The following is an 11692-nucleotide window of genomic DNA, read 5'->3' as shown; positions in this document are numbered from 1 at the left end:
AAGTTGACGGCTCCTATTTTTGGGAGTAACTCAAAATAATCCGACATTATATCCACATGGCATCTATATTTTCAAGAATCGTAGCAGGCGAGATCCCTTGCCACAAAATAGCGGAAACAGCGGATTTTCTCGCATTTCTGGACGCTTTCCCCATAACAAAAGGGCATACGCTGGTTATCCCTAAGAAGGAAGTGGATTATCTTTTCGATCTCGACGACGAGCTGTACACCCGCCTGTTCCGGTTTGCCAAAAGCATTGTGCCCGCATTGGAGAAGACGGTGCCCTGCCTGCGGATCGGCGTGAGCGTAATTGGCCTGGAAGTGCCCCATGCACACGTTCATCTGCTTCCGCTGAACAGCATGGCGGATGCGGATTTTAGTAAAAAGATAAAAACCTCGCAGGAAGAATTGGCGGCGCTGGCCGAAAAAATCAGAAATAACTTGTGAGATCGGATCAGTAGAAGGAGAAGTCTTTTCTTACTCCAAGCATAAATCCATAGGTTTTGCGGTATAAATCGCCTATATCCGCGGCATAGGCGCCTTTCAGCGTCAGCCCGCCGAGGACATCGAGCTTGGATTGCATCATGAGCATGCCCGAGAATTGCCTGGGCGATCCGTGGAACGGTTCGAGGTAGGCGCCGCTGTTTTCCGAGAAGGAGAATTTACCCATCCATTGCACCCTGCGGAACAATGTCCCTTCGAAGCCCAGATGAAGCATCGCTACGCGGTTGTTACTCGTAAAATTGTCGGCATAATTGGGCCATTTCCATTTGGTCTGCGAAGTGGGGGGGATGAACGGCGTGCCGATCGTCCTGTCGTAATATCCCCAGCCATCGCGGACCTGCTGGTTGTTGAAATAGTTGTCGTGCCCGCGTTTCTTGCCATTGTCCAGTACGAAATCATCGCCGCCCTGGTCTTTGGTGTACAAAAATTCCAGTACCACCGCATTCACCTCAAAATTGGCGCCGTAGGAATTTTTTCGCTTGACACGGGCACCGTACAAGCCGTCTTTGAGGCCGGTCAGGTAGAAAAGCGAACCATCTTCGTAGATGAACTGCCGGTAAAGGAAAATACTGCTGCCGTAAGTCTCGACTTCCATCGCGAGGTCGATCGAGCCAAGGTGGTTCCCGATCCGGCTGGTGCTGTCGAAGAATGTAATGTCGTCGCCCGAGCCACCGATGGACCCGATTACCGCATTAACATAATTTTTGAAGCCGGTAGGCATCTGTAAAGCTTCGCCGGTAAGGCCGAGGTTCTTTTTGAGCCGCCCGCCCCATTGCACCTGGTGGTTGAAGCCCCCCATAGAGTTTCAGAGCCGAATGCGCTTTTCCGATGCGCAGATAGAATGCCTTTTGATGAAATTTCAGGTTCTCGGTAATCGGCCTGTTGTTTTCAAATAACCCGTCGGAATAAAACGCCTGGAAAGAAAGCCAGCCTTTTGTCAGCGGCACGGGAACGAACCGAGTGGTTCCAAGGTAAATTTTAGGGATAGGCAACGCATTACCCGACCACGCGTAGGAGCCGGAGCCAATCGTGGAATCGGCCAGCCCGAGCGCCTGTTTTTTACGGCCGACATAAAGCTCCCAGTTTTTGTAGCGCAAGGTCACGTGCGCCTGGGGGAGCAGGAAATTTTTGGTTTGTACAAAATTACCAACCGCTTCAACACCCGCACCCAGGCGCCATTCGTTGCGGGTCTTGTTTTCTGAAATGGTCCAGGAGTGTTCCAATCCCGCGCGGGCGCTGAGGTTGGGTCCTGTCTTCGGTACGATGCCGAACTGGTTCGACTGGATCCAGAACGGCGTATACCCGTTGGTACTGCCCATTCCGGCAAATTCCACATAATTGGTGGTGGAGTCGGTATATATTACAGGTTCCTTGATCTCGGATTGGGAAAAACCAATGAAGGGCACTGTTAATAATATGAATAAAAGAATTCTCATAGGTGTGCCCTCACGCTTTGTCCATAATGTGTATAATAGCCAACAAAAATAAGTATAACTTTTCTATTATCATATTGAACACCTACGCCTTCTATCCATACACGGAATTAATCGAGGAAGCCGCTTTTGCGTAGCCCGATCATCAGTCCATATGTATTCGGATACAATTCACCAATATCGGAGGATAATGCGGAATAAACACTGCACTTCCCCAAGATATTTAGGTTTTTTTCAGCACTGAGAAATAGGGATACCTGCTGCTTTACACCTCCGAAAGGACTCAGGAACGTCCCGGAATTACGGGTGTACGTGCCGCGGAATGCCAGTTTCAGGTGTAACCAGGTTGCCGTCGCTCCGGTATGAAACGCCCAGAATCGATTATTATTGGTGAATTCCGAGTTATTTCGCGGCAAATCCCTGTCCGTAGCAGCCGAAGGAGGGGCCAATGGAGTGCCTATACCGGAGCCGTAATACGACCATCCGCGCTGGTAAACGTAGCTATTGAAGTAGTTTGCCTTTTCGAACAGCACCAGCTCCGATACGGGAAAGCGGTTGACCTGATTATGCGTCCCCACCACTTCCAGCAGAAACGAATGGAATGCGAAATAGGACGAGCCTTTTGGCAGGGGCTTGGTCCGTTTCATGCTCAGTCCATTCAGCCCGTCTTCGAAGTTGGTAACCCTGAAAAGCGAGCCGGTTTCATAGATATTCTGGCGATACAGAAAGAAATTCCAGTTTTTCCCATGCCATTCGCCGCCGATGTCGAATGTACCGAAATGATTGCCTACCTTCCTGTAATCCAGCGTTTTGCCTGAAATGGTGTGCCAGTATGCATTCAGCATATTCAGTTTGTAGAGCGGCATTATTTTATCCTCGCTGCCCCAGATAGCCTGATGGTTGGCCCCGATATGCACCCGGTACTGGTGCGATTTGTTCCCGAGGCGGAAATAAAGCTGTTTCTGGTGTAAATAGGTATCTGCAACACGGGGCACACTTCCATAATTGATCCCACTGCCGCCAAGGTAGCCGTCGGAGTAGGTGAACTTGAACGCCACGAAGTTGTTGGTGAAATAAAGCGGAAAGTAGTCCTGAATGGCAACCTGGATTCGCGGATAGGGCCTTGCATTCCCAGCCATCGCGAGCGGGCCCGAAGTTAACGTAGTGTCGGCGAGCCCGGCCGTCATTCTTTTTTGCCCCGCCAGAATTTCCACTCTGCCGATTTTCAATGCCGCATACAGGTCGGACAAAAAAACATTTCCGGATTTGCCATAGCTGGCAATACCCTGAACACCCGCGCTCCATTGAAGCAGCCTCGGGTTATGCGGGTTGTACACTTTATATATGCCTGCGTCCACGACCCCGAAATTGCCGTTCAGCGGAATGCTGCCATATTGATTGGCATATTGCCAAAAGGGCGTCCGGGCCGTCGCTCCCGCGGCTGTTATCGACGCTTTATAGTATACCGTAGAGTCCTGGGCTTGTAATTCGAAGACGATGAGTAATAGATAAAGGGTCAGGCAAACTCGTATATGGGTAATCAGGAACGACATTTAGTAAAATAGAGAAATTGGTCAGTCGGGTTATGAGAATGTTTAAAGTTACCAGATAAAGCCCGATTTCCTCCAACTGATCATCACCGCCATGTTTTGCGTATATAACTGGCCGAAGTCGGAGGCTAAACTTAAACCGAAAAGATCACTGGATTTTCCGAAAAGCGGTGTATCGATCCGAAAAAGGAGCGACGTTTGGTTAACGGACGGGTTGATCGGATCGTCATAAGTACCGGAATTTTGGGAAAAACTCCCTTTTAACAGAAAGTTCAGCTTTTTCCACGAAGCTTCTGCTCCAAGATGCCAGGCGATAATCATGTTGTTCGCCGTAAAAAGCGTCTCCGAAGTAAACAGTTTGTCACGGGTAATGTTTTGCGAAGGGATCATCGGCGTGCCCAGCCCTTTTCCCCTATACGACCACCCCTGGTTATAAACGTAGTGGTTGAAATAATTGTCTTTTCCGAAAATTCCGGCGAGGTAATCGAATACGGCTCCGCCCTGGTTCTTCGTATAAAGAAACTCAAACAGAAGCGTGTTAAACCGGAAGCCCGGGTATGCACTGTTTTTGTTCTTTCGTTTGAACCTCAAACCACTCAGGCCGTCGGAGATCGTGGAAAGGTTTTTCAGGGACCCGTCTTCGTAGATGGTTTGACGATAAAGGAAAATATCCCATTGTTTTCCCTTCCATTCAGCGGCGACGTCGATCGTTCCAAAGTGGTTGCCTACGCGGCTGGCTTTCCATGGCTTCCCGAAAACGACATATTCATAAGCCTTGGAGGCTTTGAGACCGCCCGTAAAAATTTTTTCTTCTCCGCCCCACATGGCCTGATGATTGAATCCCGCAAAGAGGTTCAGGCGATGCGCATGTTTTCCCAATTTGATGTACAGCGATTTCTGATGAAGGTAAATGTCGGGAACGCTGCTTACGTTTCCATAGTGGATTCCACCGGAACCGAGCATTCCGTCACCGTAGGAAAATTTGAAAGAGATCAGATCGTTCCCCGGAATCAGATTGACAAAGTTCGGGGTAGAGAGTTGGATTTTGGGGTAGGGGCGGTAGTTGGACGACATCGCGATCGCGCCCATTGTAAGCAGGCTGTCGCCCAGGCCCATGAAGTCTTTTCTTTGCCCGACGCTAAGCTCGACCGGGCCTGCTTTGCCTGCGATAAACAGATCGGTAAAAAATACATCGGATTTCTTCCCGGCGTAACCCACGAGTTCCGCTCCGCCCGACCATTGGAAGAAACGGGGATTGTTGCGATTATAGATCCGGTGAAAGCTGGCAGCACCTTGCACAAACGACCCTTTTTCGGGCATGCTTGCGTTTTGATTGGCATGCAGCCATAGCGGGACACCGGAAGTCGAGCCCGCCGCATTGATTCCGGCGGAATAGAAAAAGGTTGAATCCTGTGAGTGACTTTCAGCGCAAAGTGCTGCCGAGAGCAGCAGCACATAAAGGATTTTCCTCATTCCAGGACTATTAAGAAATTCAACGAGGTGTCAGAGGGCTTACCTGCCTTTCTTGCCGAAAATAACGACGGCAGTAAGGAGTATTATTTTCAATTCCAGGAATAAATTCCAGTTTTTGATATAGTAAAGGTCATACATCAACTTATGACGGGCATCGTAAACACCAGCGCCGTAAGAGTACATGACCTGCGCATAACCCGTAATCCCGGGTTTGATATTATGACGGAGATTATAGTAGGGAATGATCTCGTCGAAAGTCTCGGTAAACACGGGGCGCTCCGGGCGCGGGCCGATCAGCGAAAGGTCGCGTCTGAAAATGTTGATGATCTGGGGCAGCTCATCGATACGCGTCAGGCGCATGAACGAGCCGTAAGCGAATATCCTCGAATCGTTTTTCTTCGAGAACGAAGCCCCGTTTTGCTCCGCATCCACTCGCATGGAGCGGAACTTGATACAGTTGAAAGGCTTGTTATTCATTCCGACGCGTTCCTGGAAGTAGAATACCGGCCCCGGCGATTCGAACTTGATCCGGAAATAGCTGAGTATCCAGATCGGGAACGTCAGGAGGAACAATATGATTGAAATCGTTACGTCGATGATTTTTTTAGGGTAACGGACCCTCCTGCCGAATGTGGGAACTGTTAGCAGGTTGGGGTTGATTTCGGTGACATCGTCCGGAATATAGACCTTCTTGAGATCCCTTTCGCAAAAATCGTAAACAGTGGTAATACGGATCGATTTGTTTTTCCGGACAACCAGTTCGTATATCACGCGGTTACGGCGATCGTATTGAGGATTGGTAACCAGGTGTATTTTTTCGAATCTGTCGAGTAAAGGTCTTACTGTATGATTGAGAAGGTAGTCGTCGTTGTCCGAGTGAGGAATCAGAATAATCTCCTTGTACTTTTTCAGGAGCAAAGCCAGATCATATTTTTGAAGAAAGTAGTCGTAGCTGGTGACAATCAAGACTTCCTCAGAAATGGCAGTTTTGCTCAGAAGCCGATGGATGTACTTTCGGTCAGTTACGTAAGTGTTGCCCATATGTGTGTATTTAGACTAAGAAAATAGTGTGATTAAAAGATTGTACGTGTGTTAAAGCTACAAGTTTAGGAATAAACTTTTTAAATACGAAATTATAAATACGGTCAAATCAAATATAATTTTAGGCAGAGAAGGGGTTTTTTGCGAAAAATTAATATTTGGTGGAGAAGGGATGAATCTACTTGGGCAAATATAAGTAAGGATTTGACACAAAATATTATTTTACTGTAAAGAATTTTTCCTTTTTTTTCCGGCCCCCGACAGGTTCCGCCGCTTGTCCCGAATTATCACATTTCTTATAATGCCGTCGGAAGCCGTTTGTTTGCGCGGCAATGTTCAGGCAATCGACTTGTACAACGACAGATACATCCGGTACATGGCTCCCACTGTAAAGTATTCCTCGTAAGACTTTCTGGCTTCGTTTTTAGCCTTCGCCAGTTCGGCAGGGTTGTTGGCATAATGCAGGATCTGGTCTGCGAACTCCCTGGCGGTGTTGGCTACTGCCTTGCCATTCAGCCCGTTAAGCACTTCGCCAACACCGCCTACGTCCGAGGCGATTACCGGAACCGCATAGCATAATGCTTCGAGAATGGACATGGGCATTCCTTCGTAATTGGAAGGCAGCATAAATACATCCGCATATTTCAGGAGCCGGTGTGCGTCCTCCGCCTCACCAAGGCAGTACGCATTCGCCGGAAGACCGGTTATCTCGTCCTTGTTACCTATCCAGAAGAAATGGATATTGTGCGCCTCCAGTAGGCCGGCGACCTCGCAGAACAGTTCGAACTTCTTTTGCGGGGAAATGCGTGCGATACACATGACTTTGAAGCCATTTTTCGACCGGATCGTTTCGGCCAGCCGACGGTAGCTCTCGCTCTGATTTTCAGGTATGCTCGCCGAGTAATCGGTAATGCCGTTGTAGATGTACGACACATTCTTTTTAATTCCCTCGCCCAACAGGTTCTGGTAATCGTATTTGCTTACCCCTACGATGTGCTTGGCCCTGGTCTGGAGCAAACGTTCGAGATGGAGAAACTTCCTGAATGCCACACGGATAGAATCGAAACCGTGCACGGTATAGACGATTTTCTTCCGCGGAAATGCGAGACGCCCGAGGATGCCGATCTTGGAGGAATGCAGGTGAACTACGTCGGGTTTAAAAATGCGGTAAACACGGCGTAGTTCATTCACCACTTTATGTTCCTTCGACAGGCTGATGGAACGTTGCAGCGGGCTGATTTTCCACTGGGCTACCCCCGATGGCAGAACTTTCCAAAGTTCGCCGTCTTCCGACGACGCCACCATTACCTCATGGCCGTCGTTAACCGACTCCCGCGCCAGGTTAATCACCACGGATTGGGCGCCACCGAGTTCCGCAAGCGTGATGACATGTAAAATTTTCATAATCTCAATAACAACTCCATTCGAACCGTTTCCCTTTTCAATGCGATACCGGGCGGTCGCCCGCATTCATTGCAAAACTTCATCTATTCCCCCAACGAGCGATTCCGAGTAGGTACCGACGCTCTTCAAGCCGGCGAAGCTCTCCGACGAAATCCGGTTGTAAAGATCCGGATCGACGATCACCGATTCCAGTTTTTTTAATGAATTACCAAACGTTTCCGGTGTACTAATATCTGCAAAAATCGCCGTATGCATGTCAGTGGCATAGTTGGGAATTTCCCCCACCGGCGTCACAAAGCAAACCAGACCGTTCTGCATTGCTTCGGCGACACTCATCGCCATTCCCTCGTTGGTGCTCAACTGAATCAGGAAATGATATTTTCCAAACATATCGAGCTTCTGGTTGCCGGTTATCTCGCCTTTAAATTTAACCCGGTTTTCCAGGGATTTGGAACGAATATGTTCCTTAACTGCACCAAGCATTCCATCGTCCCGGCCAAAAATATCCAGCGAAACGTTGTGGCCTTTATCTGCAAGGTACCGGATCGTATCGACTGCCAAAGGTAAGTTTTTTACCGCATTGATGCGCCCGAGAAACATAAAGCGGATATCCCGGTTATCGAAGGGGAGGGATGTTTTAAATTCAGGCGACGGATTGGTAAAAAATGAAATGACGCGCACAGGCACCGATGGCCCGAATTGCTGCGAGACAAATGTCGCCGTCGCCCCCGAATCGGTGAATATCGTATCCGCATTGCGAATGGCTGTCTGGCTGAAAAAACGGTCGAGGCGGTGGAAAAATGCGGTGTTATGTATGAAAGACACGAACCGTAGCTTCGGGCTGAGCTTTTTGGCGATAACACCGAGCAACGAAGCACGCCAAAGCGAGCAGATCATGACGTCGGGTGCGAAGTTCAATATGAACCGGACCATTTTGAAAACGACCAGCGGATACAGGCTTAATTTGTAATCGAATTCAGCAAAGCAGGCTTTTTCTTCCGCTGTCAAATGGCGGGTCATATTCGCGTCGACGCGCCCCAATACCATTACTTTCAGCTCAAATCGCCGGTTTAAGTCGGGGATGGCCGAGAGTAATGCTACTTCAACGCCGCCGATTTGCACATCGTGGAGAATATAGAGTAGTTTTTTTTGTTTTCAAAGCGTGTGTCCGTCGGTGTTGAGTTTATTTCAAAATGTTATACCACTGGTCCATAATGCCTTCGAGTTCGAGCGTTCCAAGCCTTTGCGATTGATAATGTCTCATGCGCTCGCGCAGCTCGTCGTCCTGCATAAGGGAAGCGAGCGAGCGGGCCAGGGCGGGCACATTTCCGGCTTCTACCAAAATACCGTTCTTTCCATTTTCTACCAGTTCCCCGGGGCCTGTGTCGCAGTCGAAAGCGACGATCGGAAGATGGAATGCCAATGCTTCCAGAAGCACCATCGGCAAGCCCTCGAAACGCGAGCTCAGGCAATAAATGGAAGCATTTTCAAAATACTTGAATACCTCCTTCGTCGCGCCGACAAGTTCCACCGATTGGCCAATTCCCAGCTCAGCTACTTTCTTCTCGATCAGCGGTTTATCCTCGCCGTCACCGATAATGAGCAGTTTCCACTCCTGCCGGAGGATTGCCGGTACCCGTGCCCAGGTGTCGATCAGTAGATCGAAACCTTTCTGAAAAGTCAGTCTGCCGACGGAAATCACCGTTTTTGACGGATTTTCGGACGGCGTTCTCTCTTCCAGGAACATAGGGTTGGGAATGTGGACAAGCTCCGCACGACGGCGCCAGGCACCCTCGTTCCAGAATTGCCTGTCGCGTGCTGTAAGCGTTACGATATGGTCGGCGAAGCACAAGGCAAGCTGCCGGGCGAGCGACCGGGCGGCAATGCCCAGACTGACTTTGAAATTGAAATGCTCCCACACCACGTGCCGGATGCCCGTCAGCGCCAGCGAAGGCACCGAATAGGTAGCCATAATGGATTCAACCGTTACGAAAGTGTCGATATGGTTGCTGTTCACAAATTGCCGGATCCGGTGTTGGGAATACAGGATTTTCCGGACTCCTTTCAGATTATCGATATGCAGGCTCGTCACCCTGACAGTTGGCTCATAGGGGAAGAAAACCTTCTCCGGATCGCCATAGAGGCCCAGCACATGGACATTATAACCTTTTCTCGCTAATTCGTTGATAATGACGGAGGCAACGCGCTCAGTTCCACCAACTGCCGCGATATTATAAATGAAAAAGACAATGTTAGGCATACGATTTCAGTCCGGTGACCACTTGGAGCACCTTGTACAGGAATTTGGCTATCACGAAAGATAAGGTCAGGAAGAGGAGTGCCCAGAAACTGGTGTTGCCGAACAGCAAAATGTCGTCGATGAGGCGGGTTGAACAACTGATCAGTACGACCATGAACAGAAATGCGTAATAATTCATGTTCATTGGGTTGAGGTTCTTAAATGTATTGCGCAGGTAACCTACGAGCAGGCCGATAACCAATGCGTAGATAATCCCTCCCCAAAGCCCGAAGAAATGGTAAGCCAGGTAATTGTAGCGCCCATTCGCACCAGAAGTCCGGCGGTTGGTATAAAATGCAAATACATCTACCCCAACGGGTTCGGGCGGGGTAATGTCGAACCCCAGGTTTTTCAGAATGGCTCCCCATCCCGGATAAAAGGCGTACTTGAAAAACGAAGTTTCCTGAATGCTGTCCATCACGTCATCGAAATAACCGAGCAGGAAAATGTCGCCGCTGGCCATCAGCCGCAAACCTACCTGCTGAATAGCCGATGTAACATCCGCACCCACGGAAATCATCACAATAGCGACGGGAAAACTCGCCAGGGCCACCATTAGCGGCAATGAAAGTTTGATTGTCTCCATTCTTCCCTTATTAACCATCGGGTAGCTGATGAGGAAATACATCAGGAAAAAGACGGCGACAGCCCCTTTCGATCCGCTCGTCGCGATATCGACCAGCAGAACGAAGCAAATGAACAGCTCGAACAGGTTCAGCTTTTTCTTCAAATACAAGGTTTTATAGTAGAGCGCGAGGATTACCAGCGTGCGGTACGAGAGCAGAAATGCGCGCACGATTCCATGGCCGGAGTAGGCTGAAACGTGATTCTCTTCGTCATTGAGCAAGACGATCCCGACCGTTTTCAAATTGACAATCTCTACGCACACATAGGCGGCGTAAACGACAAAACAGAAGATATCGAACTCACTGACGCCTTCGGATCGCAGTATTTCAACTTTGTTGGTGTTGCCGCCGAGTTTCAGCACGGGAATGTATGTTGCGAGTGTCAGCCCAAGAAACAAGGCTACTTCCGTTCCTAGAAACGACCAGCCATAAATCGGTTTCAGGGATTGGTCGGTGTACAGAAAGTATACACAAAATGCCCCACCGGCGAGATTGATCACCGTGATCAGCATCGGATCCAGAATGCCCCAATATATTTTGCGGTAAAGGAGAAGGTAAAAACATAAGAAACCCCCGTAAATGGCCCCGAAGTAAAGCCAGTTATCCAGGATTGCCCTTACGAAAAACTCATTTCCCACCTTTCAGGCTGTTTTTAAAATTTGAAACCTTTACGCGGAACCAGTAATAGGTACCCACGGCACTTCCCAGATTTTGAAAAACCACGCCCACGATCGTTTTTTTATGCAGGTGGTCGATGTTAACCGAGCTCATTCCGAGATCGTTGTATAACGAAATCAGTTTGGGCATATAAAAAAACTGCGCTGCATGTCGGCTGTAAAGTTCCAGGTTATAGATGTGGTCCGCGGTTAATTTATATTCCAAGTTATACTTCTTTTCCTTATAAATGGACTTCGGGTAGAAAATGGCCTGGTGTGAAATGTTCCGCAGTGCGATGTTCCATTTGCTGACTTTACCGGTATAAATCTGGTTACTTTTTTTTAGATAAGTATTGCCATAGTAAATGCCATCGGGGCGTGTGAACTCTGCGACCACTTCTTCGATGATGGTCGGGGAGGCAAGCACATCGTCGCATCCGAGGAAATAGACCCAGTCGCCGGTCGCGAGGTCGAGGCCTTTGTTCATAGCATCAAATATCCCTCGGTCACTTTCACTTTTCCAAAGGGCGATCCGATCGTCGTATTTTCGGATGATGTCCAGAGTTCCGTCGGTAGAGAGACCGTCCAGGACAATGTACTCGATATTGCCATAAGTCTGATTGACGACACTCTTAATGGCATTTTCCAGATCTTTTTCGCCGTTTCTGACAACTGTAATAATCGAAATTTTGGGATACTGCATATAC

11 protein-coding genes are annotated in these 11692 nt (G+C 48.9%); 1 reads left to right on the top strand and 10 read right to left on the bottom strand.

The window, feature by feature from the left end; all coding sequences use genetic code 11:
• Positions 1–56: 56 nt before the first annotated feature.
• Entirely contained in the window at positions 57–446 is a 390-nt protein-coding gene (locus ABV298_RS09520) for an HIT family protein (RefSeq protein ID WP_353721901.1), read from the top strand.
• A gap of 7 nt (positions 447–453) precedes the next feature.
• On the opposite strand, the gene ABV298_RS09515 is transcribed toward ABV298_RS09520, so the two are convergent.
• From ABV298_RS09515 to ABV298_RS09470, 10 genes are all read right to left on the bottom strand, one after another.
• Complete coding sequence (locus ABV298_RS09515; RefSeq protein WP_353721900.1) at positions 454–1302, bottom strand: capsule assembly Wzi family protein; 849 nt, start codon at positions 1300–1302, stop codon at positions 454–456.
• On the bottom strand, positions 1196–1939 hold the full coding sequence (locus tag ABV298_RS09510; RefSeq protein WP_353721899.1) for a capsule assembly Wzi family protein: 744 nt from the start codon (positions 1937–1939) through the stop codon (positions 1196–1198). The genes ABV298_RS09515 and ABV298_RS09510 overlap by 107 nt, the downstream gene beginning before the upstream one ends.
• Positions 1940–2046: 107 nt before the next feature.
• On the bottom strand, positions 2047–3489 hold the full coding sequence (locus tag ABV298_RS09505) for a capsule assembly Wzi family protein (RefSeq protein ID WP_353721898.1): 1443 nt from the start codon (positions 3487–3489) through the stop codon (positions 2047–2049).
• Positions 3490–3537: 48 nt separating this feature from the next.
• Positions 3538–4959 carry a capsule assembly Wzi family protein gene (locus ABV298_RS09500; RefSeq protein ID WP_353721897.1) on the bottom strand — a complete coding sequence of 474 codons (1422 nt, stop codon included), beginning with the start codon at positions 4957–4959 and terminating at the stop codon, positions 3538–3540.
• Positions 4960–4998: 39 nt separating this feature from the next.
• On the bottom strand, positions 4999–6000 hold the full coding sequence (locus tag ABV298_RS09495; RefSeq protein ID WP_353721896.1) for a sugar transferase: 1002 nt from the start codon (positions 5998–6000) through the stop codon (positions 4999–5001).
• Between the two features lie 336 nt (positions 6001–6336).
• Positions 6337–7404 carry a glycosyltransferase gene (locus ABV298_RS09490; RefSeq protein ID WP_353721895.1) on the bottom strand — a complete coding sequence of 356 codons (1068 nt, stop codon included), beginning with the start codon at positions 7402–7404 and terminating at the stop codon, positions 6337–6339.
• A 66-nt stretch (positions 7405–7470) separates the two neighbouring features.
• On the bottom strand, positions 7471–8526 hold the full coding sequence (locus ABV298_RS09485) for a glycosyltransferase family 4 protein (RefSeq protein ID WP_353721894.1): 1056 nt from the start codon (positions 8524–8526) through the stop codon (positions 7471–7473).
• Positions 8527–8587: 61 nt separating this feature from the next.
• Positions 8588–9664: a glycosyltransferase family 4 protein gene (locus ABV298_RS09480; protein ID WP_353721893.1), complete on the bottom strand. Its 1077-nt coding sequence runs from the start codon at positions 9662–9664 to the stop codon at positions 8588–8590.
• Positions 9657–10967 carry a hypothetical protein gene (locus ABV298_RS09475; protein WP_353721892.1) on the bottom strand — a complete coding sequence of 437 codons (1311 nt, stop codon included), beginning with the start codon at positions 10965–10967 and terminating at the stop codon, positions 9657–9659. Before ABV298_RS09475 ends, ABV298_RS09480 begins: the two co-directional genes overlap by 8 nt.
• A complete protein-coding gene (locus ABV298_RS09470; RefSeq protein WP_353721891.1) occupies positions 10957–11688 on the bottom strand; it encodes a glycosyltransferase family 2 protein in 732 nt (243 codons plus the stop codon). The genes ABV298_RS09475 and ABV298_RS09470 overlap by 11 nt, the downstream gene beginning before the upstream one ends.
• Positions 11689–11692 lie beyond the last annotated feature (4 nt).

Source organism: Dyadobacter sp. 676 (assembly GCF_040448675.1).
In the GTDB taxonomy this organism is placed as follows: domain Bacteria; phylum Bacteroidota; class Bacteroidia; order Cytophagales; family Spirosomataceae; genus Dyadobacter.
This window is presented reverse-complemented; position numbering and strand designations above follow the sequence as displayed.